Consider the following 17,100-nt stretch of genomic DNA (forward strand, 5'->3'; position numbering starts at 1 on the left):
TTTGTCTTTGGATATAACTATACCATAATTGCTTGGGATTCGCAATGTCTTTTCGCAAAAATCAACATAAACCCACAGAACCATAACAAATAGCTAACTATTTCCCAAAAGTACTGACTGCAGAACAGCTACCTAGAAGGTAGGCATTACAGCAGGTAAATCGGCAGTTCCTCTTTAACAGCAATATTCCGCTTAGCATTCTGTGCTTTCTCCTCTTTTTCGTCCTTGTCTACAGACTTCTTAGCTGTGGATGCCTTGGGAGCAGTTGTCTTCTTTCCGGCGGACTTGGCAGCAGGCTTTGGGGAGACTGCCTTCTTTGCAGGTGCTTTTTTAGCTGTAGTCTTAGCAGCCGGTTTCTTAGCTGCTGCGGTCTCTGTCCTCTCCTCTTTCGTCTCAGCTGCTGCCTTTGGCTTTCTGGCTCTTGCAGTCTTAGGTTTGGGCTCTGCCAAAGCTGCCTCTTTCTTCTCCACAGTGGTCTCTTCTTCTGTGACTACTTCTGCTGCTTCAACTTTGATCTCTTTTTCCATCTTGTCTTCCACTCCTTTTTCCGGCTCTGTCATAAACTGTACCTGTTTCATCACTTCCTGATCCGGCGTCAGCACGCTCTGCTTCACTTTACTTCCGGCGCTGGCTGCTCTCATGATACTGCTCTTACCTACTGCCAAGCTTCATTACCTCCTCTGCCAGTGCCATATATTCTTTGGCGCTCCGGCTGCTCTTTTTGTATGCCACAACTGGAGCGCTGCTGTCCTGGGACCACTCCACAGAGCTGTCCACACGAATATAAGACTCAAAGAGATGGATTCCCTCCATCTCCTGAAGCGACTCCAATGTCTGTTTGAAATAATTCTTTCTTGTATCCACCTTTGTAATCACCACACCCAGAATTTTCAACTCCGGAGCTATCTGTTTCACCTCATTGAGAAAATCAAACATATTTGCCAGACCGAAAAGTCCCCACGGGCTGGCCTCCACGGGAATGATCACCCCGTCTGAGGCGCACAGGATATTCATCACCCAGCCCCCCAGGGTGGGCGGCGCGTCAATCAAAATATAGTCATATACGCCGGATGCCCGCACTTCTGCCAGGCACTTTTTCAAGATGTATTCCCGCTGCCATTTGGTGAAAAGCTCGTATTCTATGGAGCTCATCAAGGTGGATGAGGGAATGAGATCCAGGTTTTCGTAGGCAGTAGGCACAATATAGCTGCCAAGCTCCTTCTGCCCCTTAACCGCATGATATAGATTGCGCTCACTGGTGGCAAACTCCAAAACCTCTTCCTCCGAAAAAAGGGAGAGCGACAGATTCATCTGCATATCCGTATCAATAAGCAGAACCCTCTTTCCCTGCAGGGCCATAGCACAGCCTACATTGGAACAGGTGGTGGACTTGCCGCTTCCCCCTTTGTTATTCGCAAAACAGATCACCTTTGTCTTTTTCATGTAGCACCTCGTTTTTCCGTTTATAGTATGATTATACGAGGTTTTTGTGGCCATTTCAACAAAAAATTCTCACCCTCTGTGCAGTAAATGCTCAGACCTGAGTAAACAGTAACTTTTCTTCTCCCTGAGCCAGACAAAAAGTGCAGATATCTCCCGCCTCACATTCCTGTTCCCGAAAGCCCAGCTTGCGCACCAGGCGCAGTGACCGCAGATTGTTCCGGCTGATGAGTACATAAAGCTTCTTCACTCCCACCACCTCAAAAGCGTAGGAGATAATAGCCCGCACAGCCTCGTAGGCAAAGCCCTTTCCCTGATAAGGTGTTCCCAGCATATAGCCCAGTTCAATGACATTGCGTCCTTTCAGATGCCCATTTTCAAGCCCCGCCCTGCCGATCAGCCTGCCCGTCTTTTTTTCAATGATAGACCAGAGTCCGTATCCGTAGAAGGCATACATATTGTGGATGTACAGTTCCATCTGGCGGCGCTCCTCCTCCTTATCCTCATCCATGCCCGGCATAAATCTCGTGATATCCGGGTCCTGGTACAGTTCATACATGGCGTCAAAATCCTCCATGGTTGTCTCCCGGATCAGAAGTCTGCCTGTGCTGGCGATATCCCAGGGAAGCCTGTGGTGCCGCTGGTATACCAGATAGAAAAACATGTATTCCAGCTCACCAAATCCCTGAATCACCATATCTGTCCCGTAAATCCGTTCCTGCCTGCCCGGTCTTTCATACCCCACGCAGGCAATCCCATATTTCTTCGCCTCACTGACTGTATCCTGACAGTCTGTTATAATCAAAAGCTCCTTTTCCGAGCTTAAATCTTCTGTATTATAAATGATTCCGACTCCGTTTTTCTCCAGATTTCTCTTTAGATCTATCCACTCATCTTCCCGGTATATTCCCCGGATATCCATTAAAATTGTTTTCATACTCTTTCCATTCCCTTATTAAATTATCATTACCACATCTCTATATATAATACCCGCTGTTATTGGAGGTCACTTTTTTATTTCTTTAACTCCCATATTGCTACAATGATTATACTCTTTATTTACAGCCTTTGACAAGCAAATCCCATCGCCGCAAGCGATTTTAATGGATTTATTCAGCAACAGGGCAGCTGGGCTGAACTGTTACCAAAATAAATGCATTTTTCTGCTTACCAGATAATACTCTTGCCACATCCCTTCCGTCATATTATAATATAGATTACCGCGGACACCAGAGGTCCGCTGATTACGGCAAATCAAGAAAGGAAGAAAACACATGTCACAAAATCCAATTGTAACGATTACTATGGAAAACGGCGATGTCATGAAGGCGGAGCTCTACCCCTCCATTGCCCCAAACAGTGTCAACAATTTTATCAGCCTGGTCAAAAAGGGCTTCTATGACGGCCTGATTTTTCACAGAGTCATTAATGGCTTCATGATCCAGGGCGGCTGTCCAGACGGAAACGGCATGGGCGGCCCCGGCTACAGCATCAAAGGCGAATTTAGCCAGAATGGATTTACCAATCAGTTTAAGCATGATCCCGGTGTTCTCTCTATGGCAAGAGCAATGCATCCGGATTCCGCAGGTTCCCAGTTCTTTATCATGCACAAAGCCGCGCCTCACCTGGATGGTTCCTATGCTGCCTTCGGCAAAGTGATTGAGGGCATGGATATAGTAAATAAAATTGCAGAGGTGGATACCGACTACAGTGACCGCCCCTTAGATCCACAGAAGATTACTTCTATGACTGTGGAGACCTTTGGAGTAGATTATCCGGAGCCGGAGAAATGTTAATATTTTAACACAATTGCCCGCAGATTCGCTGAAATCTGCGGGTTTTGTTTTTTCTGTGTTTTCCGCCGCAAGTTTCGTACGATCCAACACTTCCGCTGTTGTTTCCTGTCTGCTTACAGAATTTCGATATTTTTAATAAAATTTTACTTGACAATATTTTAACAATGTCTTATGATGGCATTGTTAAAAAAATATCAATTCAATTATAGATTTAATGGAGGTTATTCTATGGCAAAGAATGAAACAGCTGCGAAAACAACGGCGGTCATCGACAATGTAGAAGCGCTGACAGCCAAACTGGACGCTATGCGCAAGGCCCAGAAAATATTTGCAACCTACACACAGGAGCAGGTGGATAAAATCTTTTTTGCCGCCGCTATGGCAGCAAACAAGCTGCGCATTCCCCTTGCAAAGCAGGCAGTAGCCGAAACCGGAATGGGAATTGTCGAAGACAAGGTTATCAAAAACCACTATGCCTCCGAATATATTTACAATGCATACCGAAACACAAAAACATGTGGTATTATAGAAGAAGATCCTGCATTCGGAATTAAGAAAGTAGCGGAGCCTTTGGGGCTGATCGCTGCGGTGATCCCAACCACAAACCCTACTTCCACAGCAATCTTCAAAACTCTGCTCTGCTTAAAGACCAGAAATGCCATTATCATCAGCCCGCATCCCCGTGCCAAAGACTGCACCATTGCGGCTGCTAAGGTGGTTCTGGACGCTGCAGTGGAAGCCGGAGCTCCTGAGGGTATCATCGGATGGATTGACGTTCCCTCACTGGAACTGACCAATGAGGTAATGAAGGAAGCGGACTGCATTCTTGCAACCGGCGGACCGGGCATGGTAAAAGCAGCCTACTCTTCCGGAAAACCAGCTCTGGGCGTGGGCGCCGGAAACACTCCGGTAATCATTGATGACACAGCGGACGTACTTCTGGCTGTAAACTCCATCATCCATTCCAAAACCTTTGACAATGGTATGATCTGTGCATCTGAGCAGTCCGTGACAGTCGTTGGAGATATCTACGACCAGGTAAAGAAAGAGTTCAAGGACCGCGGCTGCTACTTCTTAAAAGGCGAGGAGCTGGATAAGGTGCGCAAGACCATTATTATCAACGGCGCGCTCAACGCCAAGATCGTAGGCCAGTCCGCTTACACCATTGCAAACCTGGCAGGTGTTACGGTTCCCAAGGAGACCAAGATTCTCATTGGTGAGGTAGAGTCCGTAGATATCAGCGAGGAGTTTGCACACGAAAAACTCTCTCCAGTGCTTGCTATGTACAAGGCAGCCACCTTTGACGAGGCCATTGTCAAGGCAGAGCAGCTGGTTGCAGACGGAGGCTACGGCCACACCTCCTCCCTCTATGTGCATCCTGCACAGAAGGAAAAGATCGCAAAACACGCAGCTGCCATGAAGACCTGCCGTGTGCTGATCAATACCCCCTCCTCACAGGGCGGTATCGGTGACTTATACAACTTTAAACTCACCCCCTCTCTCACACTTGGCTGCGGTTCCTGGGGCGGAAATTCTATTTCAGAAAACGTTGGCGTAAAACATCTGATAAACATTAAGACAGTTGCTGAGAGGAGAGAAAATATGCTTTGGTTCCGTGCACCTGAGAAGGTTTACTTTAAGAAAGGCTGTATGCCGGTAGCCCTGGATGAGCTGGGTACAATCATGCACAAGAAAAAAGTGTTCATTGTCACTGACAGCTTCCTCTATAAAAACGGTTATGTAAAACCCATTGAGGCAAAACTGGATGAAATGGGAATCCAGCATACCTGTTTCTATGAAGTAGCACCTGACCCCAACCTCTCCAGCGCCACTGCCGGCGCAGCAGCCATGCGCGCCTTTGAGCCGGACTGCATCATCGCACTTGGCGGCGGTTCTGCTATGGATGCCGGAAAAATCATGTGGGTAATGTATGAGCATCCGGAAGTAAACTTCCTGGATCTGGCAATGCGCTTTATGGATATCCGCAAGCGTGTATATACCTTCCCCAAAATGGGTGAGAAAGCGTATTTCGTAGCCATTCCCACCTCCTCCGGTACCGGTTCTGAGGTGACCCCCTTCGCGGTAATCACGGATGACCGCACCGGTGTAAAATATCCTCTGGCTGACTATGAGCTGATGCCCAATATGGCCATTGTCGATACAGACAATATGATGAATCAGCCAAAGGGGCTTACCAGCGCATCCGGTGTTGACGTACTGACTCACGCTCTGGAAGCTTACGCTTCCGTTATGGCTTCTGACTACACAGATGGCCTGGCTCTGAAAGCAATGAAAAATGTGCTGAACTACCTGCCCTCCGCGTATGAGAACGGCGCCAATGATCCGGTTGCCAGAGAAAAGATGGCAGACGCTTCCTGTATGGCTGGTATGGCCTTTGCCAATGCCTTCCTGGGACTGTGCCATTCCATGGCACATAAGTTAGGAGCGTTCCATCACCTGCCCCACGGTGTTGCAAATGCCCTTCTGATCACTGAAATCATGAAGTTCAATGCAGTTTCCGTTCCAACAAAGATGGGCACCTTCCCACAGTACCAGTATCCGCACACCCTTGAGCGTTATGTAGAGTGCGCAAACTTCTGTGGAATTTCCGGGAAAAATGACGAGGAGACTCTGGCGAAGTTTATTGACAAGATTGAAGAAGTAAAAGCAAAAGTGGGAATCAAAAAGTGCATCAAGGACTATGGCATTGAAGAAAAAGACTTCCTGGCAACCCTGGATGAGATGACCGAGCAGGCCTTTGACGACCAGTGTACAGGAGCAAACCCGAGATACCCGTTAATGAGTGAAATCAGAGAAATGTATTTGAACGTTTACTACGGCAAATAAGAAGGGGGATTTAGATTATGGCAGAACTTCAGACAATTGCAACAAGAGCATCAAAAACAATCTACAGGGATGGGGATAAGGCTGTCAAAGTGTTTGACAACAGCTTTTCCAAGGCTGACATCTTAAATGAGGCGGTTAACCACGCCAGAGTGGAGGAGACTGGCCTGAACATTCCAAAGCTTTTGGAAGTTTCCAAGACAGATGGGAAATGGGCCATTACCCTGGAGTATGTGGAGGGCAAGACCCTGGAGCAGCTGATGTCCGAAAATCCGGAGAAGCTGGAAGAGTATATGGATCTCTTTGTGGATCTGCAGCTGAGCATGCACGCCAAAAGAGCTCCCCTGCTGAACAAGATCCAGGATAAAATGAGCCGCAAAATCTCCGCATCCGGCCTGGATGCTACCACACGCTATGAGCTGCTGACCCGTCTGTCCAGCATGCCCAAGCACACAAAAGTTTGCCATGGCGACTACAACCCCAGCAATATCATCATAAAGGATGACAAAACAGCCTATATCCTGGACTGGTCCCATGCAACTCAGGGAAATGCCAGCGCTGACGCTGCCAGGACCTACCTGCTGTTTGCTCTGAAAGATGAGAAGAAAGCGAACCTTTACCTGGACACGTTCTGTAAAAAGAGCGACACTGCAAAGCAGTATGTACAGCAGTGGCTCCCCATCGTGGCTGCATCTCAGCTTACCAAGGGTGTGGAGGAAGAAAAAGAGTTTCTTATGAAATGGATTGATGTGGTAGATTATCAATAGAGTTCCATGAAATATAGCAGGAGGCGGTGATTCACCGCCTCCTGTTTCTGTTTAAATTTCCTGCTTATGATATGTCTTCCTTTATCATCCGCTGCACTGCATATTTCCCCGCAATGGCCGCTCCCGGCAGACCTCCCGGCGGGTTTTGCCATTGTCCGGCCAAATACACATTTTCAAGCCCATCCACTTTTCTCTCAGGATACGGAAGCCTGCTGCTTTGTTTTGTGACAGTACACGACTGATAGAATCCCTTGTAGGCGCTGCAGTACCGCTCATAAGTCATAGGGGTCCAGCAGTCTAAAAGCGCAAGCTTTCCGCAACATTCCGGGAAGCGCTGCTCCAACAGCTTCCTGATATCCTCTGCCATCTGATTCTTTTTGGCCAGGTAAGCTTCCCGTTCCCGGTAAAGCTCAGCCCAGGATTTATATAAAGCCTCAGGTCCTCCCGTCAGTACCTGAATCACATGCTTCCCATCAGGTGCAAAGGATGGCTCGTAGGCATATGACTTTACATTGATCCGCTCACCAAGTCCCGGAAACAGATCCAGTCCGCTGCCATCCAAAATACGATCCGCGCCAATGAGATCCGCAGAACTGTCCAGTGAATATGCAGCCTGGAAGGTGGTGTACACTGGATATGCCTCTCTGTTGTCATACATCTCCCTCAGCAGTTCCGGCATATAATTCTCAGAAAGCAGCCTGCCGAATGTGACCTGGGGATCACAGGCGGGGATCACATACTCCCCCTCCGCTGCCGTTTTATCCAAAAACCGTATCCCCACTGCCCTCCCATCTTTTAGCAGAATCTCCTCGGCCCTTTTTCCCGTATGTATCTTTCCTCCACATTTCACCAGCTGCCTCCCAATGCGAACGGCCATCTCTCTTGAGCCTCCCCTTGGAATGCCCCCATCCCCTGCTGCAAAGCTGCCGTAGGCCAAAGGGAAACTGCTTGCCATGGATTCCCGGGTGCAGAAATCGGAGATCATACATCGGATCAGCGGGTGCTGAAAACGCTCCATCAAATCCCTCGTATCCATTCCCTTGTATTCCTTAAAGATCTTCAAAGCAGGAACCATGGTCAACATGAGTCTGATCCCATCCAGCGCACTCTGCATCTCAGGGGGCTTTTCTGCCGGTATCCTGACCTTTCCGCCAAGCCGGCAGAAATGCATCAGTTTCTTTATCTCCTGTTCATCCTCAGGGGACAGTTCCAAAAGTTCTCTCTCCGTCCGGTCGATATCCTTCCAGAGCGTAATCTCCTCTCCCCCCAACTCAGAGGTGTACATCCGGTCAGGATGGATGATCTCTGTTTCAGGCCCCAACGCCCCGATATCCTGCCACAGGCGATTGAGGGAATCCCCCGGAGCCGTACCGTTCATCCAGTGGATACAGTTATCAATGTGATATCCGCCCCTGTCCCATCCCGTACATTCGCCTCCCACATATGCCTGCTGTTCATAGAGATGTGTCTCATACCCTGCTTTCGCCGCGTACACACCGGCAGTCAGGCCGCTTATACCGCCGCCAATAATCAAAACCCGTTTACTCATCCGAAGCACCTGCCTTTTTTAATATATCGTGGGCTGCTTTTAGAAATTCGTCGCTCTTTACAATGGCAATTCCCTGGCTTTCGTCTCCCAGCACCAGAAGGCTGTCCCCTGGCCCGATATGAAAAATCTCCCTGGCCTTTTTGGGGATTACAATTTGCCCCCGTTCCCCCACTGTCACACTTCCGAATATATGCTTCCCCTTTTCCGGTATGGGAAGCTTGCTCGCGCGCTCTTCATACTTTACCAGATTGTCCAGAGTCACTCGGTAAAGCTCCGAAAGTGCAATACTGTTTGCGAGATCCGGAATAGAATCCCCATTCTCCCACTTCGCCACAGCCTGTCTGGAGACCCCTATCTTTTCCGCTACCTCTTCCTGCGAATAGCCATTTGCCCTGCGCAGATATGCCAAATTCCTGGAAATCATATTTTTCATACCTCCTGCTGTCATTATATCATTGGCTTTGTGGAAACACTACCAACCCACGATGACATTGGATGTTACTCTCTGTTGCGGTTCTCTCCCGCAATTCTCCGCAGGGTTGCGATCTCCCATGCCCATCCCTCGTCATCATTTGGCGTTTCCAGCACAAAAGAGAGGTCTGTGAGCACGGGATGTGACGCCACCCTTCCCAGCGCCTCCAGCCCGATCATCCCCTCCCCTATCTTGGCATGGCGGTCTTTGTGACTGCCCAGAGGGTTCTGGCTGTCATTGATATGGATTGCCCTGAGCCGATCCAGGCCGATTACCTGATCAAACTCCCGCAGCACTCCATCTAAGTCCCCGGCGATGTCGTAACCTCCGTCCCACACATGGCAGGTATCCAGGCATACTCCTATTTTGTCCTGCAGATTTACCCGGTCTATAATGGCGCGCAGCTCCTCAAAGGTGCGCCCCACCTCACTGCCCTTTCCCGCCATGGTCTCCAGCAGTACGGTTGTGGTCTGCTCAGGGAACAAACAGGTATTTAGCATATCGGCAATCAGCTCTATTCCCTTTTCCGGCCCCTGTCCCACATGGCTGCCCGGGTGAAAATTGTAATACTGTCCCGGGGTATATTCCATTCTCCTCAGGTCATCCGCAAACGCTTCTCTTGCGAAAGTGCGCACTTCCTCCCTGGCTGCGCAGGCATTCAGGGTATAGGGCGCATGAGCCACCAGTTTCCCAAACTCATTTTCCTCAGCAATTTTTAAAAACTTCTCCGCATCCTCCGGATTGATAGCCTTGGCGCTGCCTCCCCGGGGATTCCTGGTGAAAAATCCAAAGGTATTGGCTCCAAGCTTTAAAGCCTGCTTTCCCATAGCCTCGTAACCTTTGGCAGACGATATATGATTTCCGATCTTTAACATTTATTTTCCATCCCTTTCTTAGAATAGGTTGCTCAAAGTCTTCCCTACCATATTAACACAGTCTCCCCGTTTATGCTATTTTTACCCTTGGGGTTTTAAAGCGCAATTACGTAAAAGCTCTGCTGCTCTTCCCTTGTATTTGCATTTTCATTATGGTATGGTATACTTGTTTATTTTGAAATGTACAGTTACACTGATAGCTGCAATACAAAAAGGAGTGCTCTATGAAAAGACTTTTGTTTCTTGGCGACAGCATCACGGATTCCGGTCGCCTGTGGTCTGAGCAGTATAACGGACTTGGGGACGGCTATGTTAAACTCATTGCTGATTTTTTGCTGAAGGAAGATCCCTCCCTAAAAATCATAAATAAAGGGCATGACGGTTTTACCCTGCCTGCCCTGTTGCGCAATCTGTCTGTTGACTGTTTCCCCCTGTCCCCGGATCTGGTCACCGTCCTGATAGGGGTAAATGATGTCAGCGTTGCCATGAATACCGGCAAGTCACTGCAGCAGCCTTTCTGTGAAAATTACCGCTTGCTCCTGGATCGTCTGCTGTCTGAAAGTGCTGCCAAAATCATCTGCATGGGACCCTTTGTCTTTCCCTATCCCCGGGAATATGCTCTCTGGCTGCCTTCTATACACTATATTGAGGAGATGACAGCCAGTCTTGCAAAAGAGTACAGCCTGACCTTTCTCCCCCTCCATGAGCCGTTAAACCAGCTTGCCAAAGAGCTGGGCTATCCCGCTGTCACCACAGATGGCATTCATCTTACCCAAGCGGGCCACAGGCTCATTGCAAAGATCTGGCTAAAGCATTATTTCTGCGGATAGTACCGGGGAAATCACTGCTACATTTTACTGAATTGCCTGGAACGATTGGATGCCGCTTGTTTTGCCCACAGCTGGAAGCGTTAATGATATGCATCTTTCATATTAGTCGCTTCCTGAATCAGCAGGCAGAAGGAATGCCACGGCAATAAATAAAATTCCTACAATCAATAATCCCACATACCCCAAGGAAAATACCGATGGGTACTTATCTGAAATCTGGAACAGAGTCAGCCTGCCCCAGCCCATTGCCTTGAACACCCCAAGGTTCTTCCAAAATCCATAGTTCATAGAAAACACCCACGCACCCAGTAAACCTCCCAGCACAGCGCTTAAAGCCTTCCGAAAGCCGCCGCCGGCTGTTGCCGCCACACAAGTGCCGGGGCAGGTGCCTACAGTGCCAAAACCAATACCAAAGAGCAAGCCGCCGATAATCACACCAAGATTGACTTCCTTAACACTTAAGTGCTCTATATTAAAAAGTCCAAGCAAACTGAAGACGGAGAGAAGCACGCTGGCACATCCAATTCCAAAAACGATAATCTTCATGATTGTAAGGTTCTGTAACCGCAGCATGGATATCAGCTTTTTAGGGGAAGAGGCCCCTACCCAGTATAGGACAAACCCAAAGAGCAGCCCCAGAATAATTGCCAGTACAAGTTCCATCTTATTTTCCTCCTTCCGCCGCACGTCCGGTGAATATGGCAACAGGAATAGCAACAGCAAAGGCAGCGGCGGCAAAAATATAACCGCTTACACTCCCCTGCATCATACCGCTCATCATGTGACCACTGGTACATCCATCTGCCATCCGGGCCCCGTAAAGGATAATGAAACCTCCCAGAAATGCTGGTATATAGCGTCTCCAAAAACTCTCACGATAGTCAGGAACATTGGGGTTCTGACCAACATCGCTCATCTGCAGGCGTTTCCGTTTGTCATTTGAGGCATAGGCTAAATAGGCCCCCACGGGAATCGCCAGTACAAAAACGAAATCATAGTTCCATGGGTTTTCAATCGCTTTTGCCAGCTTGCCTTCGCTCTTATCGTAGTAGGCATTGGTGCTCTCATACCCGCTACTTCGACTGTCATTTTCAGTGATCACCGCCTCATCCAGCGCACTGTGGAAAATGCCGGACAACACTGAAAATTGTGTAGAAACTCCAATCGGCTTTACCAGCAATACTGCCAGAAAAAATATCCCTCCCAATGCAAAACCCTTTTTTATCCATAATCTCATAAATTGTTTCTCCTCATATACAGCTTTCTATTAAGAAAGGATGTCAACCTATCCAACGGTCGTCCCTTATTAATCGTTGGTGAGTATGTCCATCAGCATCTCGGTAATGGGACTGGTTTCCCTGAATCCACTAGTGTCCTGATTCTGAATCGATATGCTAAAACTTTCGTGGTTATTTTCCTTAAATATTTCAATTACATCTATATTTTCCCAAAAGCGATAAATATATTCATATGGCTAAAAGATGTTCATGGGGTTTCTGATATAACAGATATTAGCTTGCGGCTCTGGATCAATTGTAACCACCATTGTAAAAATATTTCGCTTGACAAACCTATTACATATTAGTATATTAGAAATATCTAATATTCTTATTTTCAGGACTACAGAAAAGGCAAACAGATAGATGCGGCAGAAAGCCAGACCTTATCTTAAACCGGAGGCATAAAATAAGAAATAAGGAGAACGAAATGGAAGAAAACGCAAAAAAAATTGCTGAATTGTTAAAAATGCTGGCAAATGAAAACAGGCTATTGATTTTATGCGCCTTGATGAAACAGCCCATGTCAGTGGGGGAAATCGCTGCTTATGTGCCAAACATTACACAGTCGGCCTTATCACAGCACCTGACACTGCTGAAAGCGCATGGCATACTGGATTTTAGCAAATCCGGCCAAAGCATTATCTATTCCATAGGAGATCACCGTGTGGAGGAAATAGTCCATGTGCTCAAAAAATATTACTGCGAGGAGGATGAAAGATTATGAAAAAAGGAATTCTGCTACTGTTGGTTGTCACTATTAGTATTCATGGTCTTACGGGATGTGCTTCAGACGCATCCAAAAACGATACGGGCACTCAAGCTACTTCGGATTCCGTGATAGAATATCAAAAGATCACTGCGGAAGAGGCAGTTAGCATGATGAAGGAAGAACCGTCCCATATTTTACTGGATGTACGAACAGAGGAGGAATTCAAAGAACAGCACATTGACGGTGCAGTTTTGATTCCAGACAGTGAACTGAACGACCGTGCCGAGACAGAACTGCCTGACAAAGATGCTTTGATATTGGTTTACTGCCGCAGCGGGCGCAGAAGTGCAGATGCAGTCCGTGAAATGATTCAAATGGGATATACAAATATTTATGACATTGGCGGAATCATTGATTGGCCATACGACACGATTGGTAGGTAACTATGCTGGTAAAGAAAATGAAAAGAATTATCAGCGAAAAGATTTGTCCTCAGAATCACAGTAATCATCAAAATTTACCTTTCTCAAAACAGCAAAAAAGACAGAGTCCACACGGATTCTGTCTTTTCTAATATACGATTTATACCAGCTCTAAAAGAACTTCCATAGCCGCATCACCCTTACGCTGGCCAATCTTTACGATTCTGGTGTAACCACCATTGCGGTCTGCATACTTGGGAGCGATCTCTGTAAACAGCTTCTCAGCTATGTCGATCTCTTTTGTATTTTTCTTCTTTCCAGCTGCCTCAGCCGGTACTTCCTTTACTGTGTAGAGAACTTTCAGCATCTCTCTTCTGGCATGAAGTCTGGAAGGAGCGTCTTTCTTGATCTCTTTCTGTACTTCATCGTAAACAGTCACTTTCTTACCATCTACTACTTCTTTTACTCTCTTGCCGTCTTTGTCTTTGCGCGGAACCTTTGCAGTAACAGTCACAGTCTCAAAGTTGTCTTTCTCTCTCACTGCCATTGCAATCAGTTTCTCGGCAACCTTGCGTATTTCTTTTGCCTTTGACTCTGTAGTCACGATCTTTCCGTGATGAAGCAGAGCAGTTACCTGTCCTCTGATTAAAGCCTTTCTCTGGCTTGATGTTCTGCTAAGTTTTCTATAACCTGCCATTTTCTATTTCCTCCATTTGTGGAACACTTAAGGATGCTCTTCGGGCTTACTCAGTAAGTGCTTGTTATTCCATAAATTGTCACTCTACTCGTCGCTTGGTACGGGAACCTTCTCAAGCTTCGGCTCGAGAAGTAGCACCCAAGCTCCTACTCGTCGCTTGGGTTTAACTGTAAGCCAAGCTCCTTTAATTTTCCTAACACTTCCTCCAGTGACTTTCGTCCCAGGTTGCGGACTTTCATCATATCTTCGGAAGTTCTGTTGCACAGTTCTTCTACCGTGTTGATGCCGGCCCTCTTCAGACAGTTGTAGGAACGCACGGAAAGCTCCAGCTCGTCGATATTCATCTCCAGAACCTTCTCTTTCTCATTGTCCTCTTTCTCAATCATGACTTCCGCAGACTTTGCATTCTCGGACAAGTCAATGAACAGACTCAGATGAGCGCTCAGTACCTTTGCAGCAAGGCTGACTGCCTCATCCGGAGCCAGAGTACCGTTGGTATATACATCCAGCGTCAGTTTGTCGTAATCCGTAACCTGGCCTACACGGGTGTTCTGTACCGTCAGATTTACCCGCTCTACAGGAGTGTAGATGGCATCCACTGCGATCACGCCGATCGGCATGTCTTCCGTTTTGCCTTTCTCTGCACTCACATAGCCTCTGCCCTTTGTAATGGTGAGCTCCATGTACAGCTTGCTGTCCGCTCCTCCGTTTAAGGTCGCAATGACCTGCTCCGGATTCATGATCTCAATATCCTGATCTGCCTGAATGTCAGCTGCGGTTACCACGCCTTCGCCTTCAAATTCAATATAAGCAACTTTTGCTTCGTTTGTCTCACTGTTATTCTGAATTGCCAGTGACTTCAAGTTCATAATAATTTCCGTCACGTCTTCCTTAACGCCCGGTATAGAACTGAACTCATGCAGTACGCCCTCGATCTTTACCTGGCTCACTGCTGCGCCGGGTAAAGAAGAAAGCATGATTCTTCTGAGGGAATTTCCCAGAGTCGTTCCGTATCCTCTTTCCAAAGGTTCCACAACGAATCTGCCATATTTTTTGTCATCTGATATCTCAGCAATTTCAATTTTAGGTTTGTTAAAATCGAACACTATAAAGCCCCTCCTTCTGGGTTATCATTTTTACGAGGGTATTAATAATCCTAAGGATTAATTATTTAGAATACAGCTCGACGATAAGCATTTCGTCAACCGGAACATCGATCACCTCTCTGTTAGGCAGCTCTTTTACAGTGCCCTTGAGAGACTCCGGATCACAATCCAGCCACTCTGGTACCAATCTTCCTGAAGTAACGTCCAAAACGTCTTTCATTCTCTGGTAGGACTTACATTTCTCTTTGATCTCAATAGTGTCTCCGGCTTTTACCAGGTAAGAAGGAATATTTACCTGCTTGCCGTTCACCAGTACAAATTTATGATCAACGATCTGTCTTGCTTCTCTTCTGGTTCTTGCAAAACCCAAACGGAAAATCACATTGTCCAGTCTGGTCTCCAGCATGATCATCAGGTTGGGGCCTGACATACCCGGCTGTCTCTCAGCTTTCTCAAAGTAATTTCTGAAAGGTTTCTCCAGAACGCCGTAGATGAATTTTGCTTTCTGTTTTTCTCTCAGCTGCATAGCATACTCGCTCATTTTGCGGTTTGCTCTTCTTAATTCTCTTGTGGATTTTTTATCTATTCCTAAGTAAATCGGATCTAAACCAAGTGATCTGCATCTTTTAAGAACAGGAACTCTATTAACTGCCATCTTCCTATTAACCTCCTAATTAGACTCTTCTACGTTTTGGCGGGCGACAACCATTGTGTGGTACAGGGGTCACGTCTCTGATGCTGGTCACTTCAATACCGCATGCAGACAATGCACGGATTGCTGCTTCACGTCCTGAACCCGGTCCCTTAACCATAACGTCTACTGTCTTCAGACCATGTACTAATGCTGCCTTCGCTGCTGTTTCAGCTGCCATCTGAGCTGCATATGGAGTAGATTTCCTTGAACCTCTAAATCCCAGACCACCGGCACTTGCCCATGATAAAGCATTTCCTTCTGCATCTGTCAAAGTAACGATTGTGTTATTGAAAGATGACTGGATGTGTGCCTGTCCGCGTTCAACGTTTTTCTTTACGCGCTTTTTTGTCACTTTTTTGGTAACTTTTTTAGCCATTTTAAACTAACCTACTTTCTCAAATAATAACTATAGTTTCTCTCTTACTTATTTCGCAACTGTTCATTGCCTTCACAGTTACATGCAAAAATCCATTTAGAATCACCTTCGGTGATGGGATTTTTGCACTCCTGAATCATTTTCTCACGGTCTGCGCAGTAAATGCACAGCCCTGCTGAATAGTTACCTTATTTCTTCTTATTAGCTACAGTCCTCTTCGGGCCTTTTCTTGTTCTAGCATTTGTCTTGGTCTTCTGACCGCGTACAGGAAGTCCTTTTCTATGACGGATTCCTCTATAGCATCCGATTTCCTGAAGTCTCTTAATATTCAGAGCGATCTCTCTTCTCAAATCACCCTCTACTGTAAAACCTTCGTCCATAACGTCACGGATTCTGGAAACTTCCTCGTCCGTTAAGTCTCTGACACGTGTATCGGGATTTACTTTAGCAGCCTCAAGAATCTTGCTTGCGCTTGCTCTGCCGATTCCATATACATAAGTTAAACCGATCTCTACACGTTTTTCTCTTGGTAAGTCTACACCAGCAATACGAGCCATGTAATAATTCCTCCATTTTCTTTCGACCGTCTCCGTGCAGCCCGCTTTTCTCATCAGAATCGCGTCTGAAATGTGTGCACAGCCACAGTCCTCGTTATATTGTCCCAAATTGAGATATCCAAAGGATATCCAGCCGCATAAACTATGCCGCCTTTCCGCACCTGCACGGTACCTGCAAGTCCGGTATTATAAGCAATATATGTGCAGACTTACGTCCACTAATATATTGTTATCAGTATAAACAACGCCGCCTGGCGGTTCATACTGCAGCCGCACTAAAATTTCACAAACATACCTAAGGTACTTCGTTTCACAAAATTTCTTCAGTGTCAGAAATTAACCCTGTCTCTGTTTGTGCTTCGGGTTCTCACAGATTACTCTGATGCTGCCCTTTCTTTTAATGATCTTGCACTTTTCGCAAATAGGTTTCACTGATGATCTAACCTTCATGGTTACCCTCCTTTCACCATTCTTGCTGCCCAAAAATAGGCGCAAAAGGACACAAAGATAGTGTCCCTGACACAAAGTTCGTTTAACAGTATAACACTTGCATTTAGAAAATGCAAGTGTTATTGTTGGAAATTTTGATCATTTTTTAATTTTTTTGTAACAGGGTTACTGGCTGAGGAAGCTGTTTCTTTTAGCCGGATGATATCGTACCACCCAGGTAATTTTCAAACAAGCTT

At 46.7% G+C, this 17,100-nt stretch carries 20 protein-coding genes; 6 read left to right on the forward strand and 14 right to left on the reverse strand.

Translation table 11 applies throughout. From position 1 onward, the window contains the following. Window positions 1–146: 146 nt before the first annotated feature. The 3 genes from AC0THY_RS00095 to AC0THY_RS00105 all read right to left on the reverse strand — a co-directional run bounded on the left by AC0THY_RS00095 (window position 147) and on the right by AC0THY_RS00105 (window position 2,377). Window positions 147–665 carry a hypothetical protein gene (locus AC0THY_RS00095; RefSeq protein ID WP_489992440.1) on the reverse strand — a complete coding sequence of 173 codons (519 nt, stop codon included), beginning with the start codon at window positions 663–665 and terminating at the stop codon, window positions 147–149. Next, entirely contained in the window at window positions 652–1,443 is a 792-nt protein-coding gene (locus AC0THY_RS00100; RefSeq protein WP_489992441.1) for a ParA family protein, read from the reverse strand. The genes AC0THY_RS00095 and AC0THY_RS00100 overlap by 14 nt, the downstream gene beginning before the upstream one ends. A gap of 91 nt (window positions 1,444–1,534) precedes the next feature. After that, window positions 1,535–2,377: a GNAT family N-acetyltransferase gene (locus AC0THY_RS00105; protein ID WP_489992442.1), complete on the reverse strand. Its 843-nt coding sequence runs from the start codon at window positions 2,375–2,377 to the stop codon at window positions 1,535–1,537. A 337-nt stretch (window positions 2,378–2,714) separates the two neighbouring features. On the opposite strand from AC0THY_RS00105, the gene AC0THY_RS00110 reads away from it, so the two are divergent. The 3 genes from AC0THY_RS00110 (at window position 2,715) to AC0THY_RS00120 (ending at window position 6,847) form a co-directional block, all read left to right on the forward strand. Beyond that, window positions 2,715–3,236, forward strand: a complete 522-nt coding sequence (locus tag AC0THY_RS00110) for a peptidylprolyl isomerase (protein ID WP_489992443.1) — start codon at window positions 2,715–2,717, stop codon at window positions 3,234–3,236. A gap of 228 nt (window positions 3,237–3,464) precedes the next feature. Next, window positions 3,465–6,083 (forward strand): bifunctional acetaldehyde-CoA/alcohol dehydrogenase, encoded by a 2,619-nt coding sequence (gene adhE, locus AC0THY_RS00115; RefSeq protein WP_489992444.1) that lies wholly within the window; start codon window positions 3,465–3,467, stop codon window positions 6,081–6,083. Window positions 6,084–6,100: 17 nt separating this feature from the next. After that, window positions 6,101–6,847, forward strand: a complete 747-nt coding sequence (locus AC0THY_RS00120; protein ID WP_489992445.1) for a phosphotransferase — start codon at window positions 6,101–6,103, stop codon at window positions 6,845–6,847. 64 nt (window positions 6,848–6,911) lie between these two features. Here AC0THY_RS00120 and AC0THY_RS00125 read toward each other — a convergent pair whose 3' ends face one another. From AC0THY_RS00125 to AC0THY_RS00135, 3 genes are all read right to left on the reverse strand, one after another. Continuing rightward, on the reverse strand, window positions 6,912–8,396 hold the full coding sequence (locus tag AC0THY_RS00125) for a phytoene desaturase family protein (RefSeq protein WP_489992446.1): 1,485 nt from the start codon (window positions 8,394–8,396) through the stop codon (window positions 6,912–6,914). Beyond that, window positions 8,389–8,820 (reverse strand): helix-turn-helix domain-containing protein, encoded by a 432-nt coding sequence (locus AC0THY_RS00130; RefSeq protein ID WP_489992447.1) that lies wholly within the window; start codon window positions 8,818–8,820, stop codon window positions 8,389–8,391. Before AC0THY_RS00130 ends, AC0THY_RS00125 begins: the two co-directional genes overlap by 8 nt. 74 nt (window positions 8,821–8,894) lie before the next feature. Next, window positions 8,895–9,743 carry a deoxyribonuclease IV gene (locus AC0THY_RS00135; RefSeq protein WP_489992448.1) on the reverse strand — a complete coding sequence of 283 codons (849 nt, stop codon included), beginning with the start codon at window positions 9,741–9,743 and terminating at the stop codon, window positions 8,895–8,897. A gap of 224 nt (window positions 9,744–9,967) precedes the next feature. Between AC0THY_RS00135 and AC0THY_RS00140 the strand changes: the two genes are divergently transcribed. Beyond that, complete coding sequence (locus AC0THY_RS00140) at window positions 9,968–10,573, forward strand: SGNH/GDSL hydrolase family protein (protein ID WP_489992449.1); 606 nt, start codon at window positions 9,968–9,970, stop codon at window positions 10,571–10,573. Between the two features lie 102 nt (window positions 10,574–10,675). Here AC0THY_RS00140 and AC0THY_RS00145 read toward each other — a convergent pair whose 3' ends face one another. Next, window positions 10,676–11,236 carry a DUF6691 family protein gene (locus tag AC0THY_RS00145; protein WP_489992450.1) on the reverse strand — a complete coding sequence of 187 codons (561 nt, stop codon included), beginning with the start codon at window positions 11,234–11,236 and terminating at the stop codon, window positions 10,676–10,678. 1 nt (window position 11,237) lies between these two features. After that, a complete protein-coding gene (locus AC0THY_RS00150) occupies window positions 11,238–11,810 on the reverse strand; it encodes a YeeE/YedE thiosulfate transporter family protein (protein WP_489992451.1) in 573 nt (190 codons plus the stop codon). A gap of 470 nt (window positions 11,811–12,280) precedes the next feature. Between AC0THY_RS00150 and AC0THY_RS00155 the strand changes: the two genes are divergently transcribed. Next, complete coding sequence (locus AC0THY_RS00155) at window positions 12,281–12,577, forward strand: ArsR/SmtB family transcription factor (protein ID WP_489992452.1); 297 nt, start codon at window positions 12,281–12,283, stop codon at window positions 12,575–12,577. Next, a complete protein-coding gene (locus AC0THY_RS00160) occupies window positions 12,574–13,005 on the forward strand; it encodes a rhodanese-like domain-containing protein (RefSeq protein ID WP_489992453.1) in 432 nt (143 codons plus the stop codon). Before AC0THY_RS00155 ends, AC0THY_RS00160 begins: the two co-directional genes overlap by 4 nt. Window positions 13,006–13,144: 139 nt before the next feature. On the opposite strand, the gene AC0THY_RS00165 is transcribed toward AC0THY_RS00160, so the two are convergent. The 6 genes from AC0THY_RS00165 to rpmJ form a co-directional block, all read right to left on the reverse strand. Then, on the reverse strand, window positions 13,145–13,681 hold the full coding sequence (locus tag AC0THY_RS00165; RefSeq protein WP_489992454.1) for a bL17 family ribosomal protein: 537 nt from the start codon (window positions 13,679–13,681) through the stop codon (window positions 13,145–13,147). Between the two features lie 146 nt (window positions 13,682–13,827). Next, entirely contained in the window at window positions 13,828–14,787 is a 960-nt protein-coding gene (locus AC0THY_RS00170; RefSeq protein WP_489992455.1) for a DNA-directed RNA polymerase subunit alpha, read from the reverse strand. A gap of 61 nt (window positions 14,788–14,848) precedes the next feature. Beyond that, window positions 14,849–15,442: a 30S ribosomal protein S4 gene (rpsD, locus tag AC0THY_RS00175; protein WP_489992456.1), complete on the reverse strand. Its 594-nt coding sequence runs from the start codon at window positions 15,440–15,442 to the stop codon at window positions 14,849–14,851. 19 nt (window positions 15,443–15,461) lie between these two features. Next, window positions 15,462–15,857 carry a 30S ribosomal protein S11 gene (rpsK, locus tag AC0THY_RS00180; RefSeq protein ID WP_489992457.1) on the reverse strand — a complete coding sequence of 132 codons (396 nt, stop codon included), beginning with the start codon at window positions 15,855–15,857 and terminating at the stop codon, window positions 15,462–15,464. Between the two features lie 188 nt (window positions 15,858–16,045). Beyond that, window positions 16,046–16,414 (reverse strand): 30S ribosomal protein S13, encoded by a 369-nt coding sequence (gene rpsM, locus AC0THY_RS00185; protein WP_489992458.1) that lies wholly within the window; start codon window positions 16,412–16,414, stop codon window positions 16,046–16,048. A 336-nt stretch (window positions 16,415–16,750) separates the two neighbouring features. Continuing rightward, a complete protein-coding gene (gene rpmJ, locus AC0THY_RS00190) occupies window positions 16,751–16,864 on the reverse strand; it encodes a 50S ribosomal protein L36 (protein ID WP_003497809.1) in 114 nt (37 codons plus the stop codon). Window positions 16,865–17,100: the final 236 nt, after the last annotated feature.

Source organism: Ruminococcus sp. 8Y-12 (assembly GCF_058119865.1).

Excerpts from the sequence above, each read along its gene's own strand:
- AC0THY_RS00100 (WP_489992441.1), bottom strand. The coding sequence starts at position 1,443 with ATGAAAAAGACAAAGGTGATCTGTTTTGCGAATAACAAAGGGGGAAGC.
- AC0THY_RS00105 (WP_489992442.1), bottom strand. The coding sequence starts at position 2,377 with ATGAAAACAATTTTAATGGATATCCGGGGAATATACCGGGAAGATGAG.
- AC0THY_RS00110 (WP_489992443.1), top strand. The coding sequence starts at position 2,715 with ATGTCACAAAATCCAATTGTAACGATTACTATGGAAAACGGCGATGTC.
- adhE (WP_489992444.1), top strand. The coding sequence starts at position 3,465 with ATGGCAAAGAATGAAACAGCTGCGAAAACAACGGCGGTCATCGACAAT.
- AC0THY_RS00120 (WP_489992445.1), top strand. The coding sequence starts at position 6,101 with ATGGCAGAACTTCAGACAATTGCAACAAGAGCATCAAAAACAATCTAC.
- AC0THY_RS00125 (WP_489992446.1), bottom strand. The coding sequence starts at position 8,396 with ATGAGTAAACGGGTTTTGATTATTGGCGGCGGTATAAGCGGCCTGACT.
- AC0THY_RS00130 (WP_489992447.1), bottom strand. The coding sequence starts at position 8,820 with ATGATTTCCAGGAATTTGGCATATCTGCGCAGGGCAAATGGCTATTCG.
- AC0THY_RS00135 (WP_489992448.1), bottom strand. The coding sequence starts at position 9,743 with ATGTTAAAGATCGGAAATCATATATCGTCTGCCAAAGGTTACGAGGCT.
- AC0THY_RS00140 (WP_489992449.1), top strand. The coding sequence starts at position 9,968 with ATGAAAAGACTTTTGTTTCTTGGCGACAGCATCACGGATTCCGGTCGC.
- AC0THY_RS00145 (WP_489992450.1), bottom strand. The coding sequence starts at position 11,236 with ATGGAACTTGTACTGGCAATTATTCTGGGGCTGCTCTTTGGGTTTGTC.
- AC0THY_RS00150 (WP_489992451.1), bottom strand. The coding sequence starts at position 11,810 with ATGAGATTATGGATAAAAAAGGGTTTTGCATTGGGAGGGATATTTTTT.
- AC0THY_RS00155 (WP_489992452.1), top strand. The coding sequence starts at position 12,281 with ATGGAAGAAAACGCAAAAAAAATTGCTGAATTGTTAAAAATGCTGGCA.
- AC0THY_RS00160 (WP_489992453.1), top strand. The coding sequence starts at position 12,574 with ATGAAAAAAGGAATTCTGCTACTGTTGGTTGTCACTATTAGTATTCAT.
- AC0THY_RS00165 (WP_489992454.1), bottom strand. The coding sequence starts at position 13,681 with ATGGCAGGTTATAGAAAACTTAGCAGAACATCAAGCCAGAGAAAGGCT.
- rpsD (WP_489992456.1), bottom strand. The coding sequence starts at position 15,442 with ATGGCAGTTAATAGAGTTCCTGTTCTTAAAAGATGCAGATCACTTGGT.
- rpsK (WP_489992457.1), bottom strand. The coding sequence starts at position 15,857 with ATGGCTAAAAAAGTTACCAAAAAAGTGACAAAAAAGCGCGTAAAGAAA.
- rpsM (WP_489992458.1), bottom strand. The coding sequence starts at position 16,414 with ATGGCTCGTATTGCTGGTGTAGACTTACCAAGAGAAAAACGTGTAGAG.
- rpmJ (WP_003497809.1), bottom strand. The coding sequence starts at position 16,864 with ATGAAGGTTAGATCATCAGTGAAACCTATTTGCGAAAAGTGCAAGATC.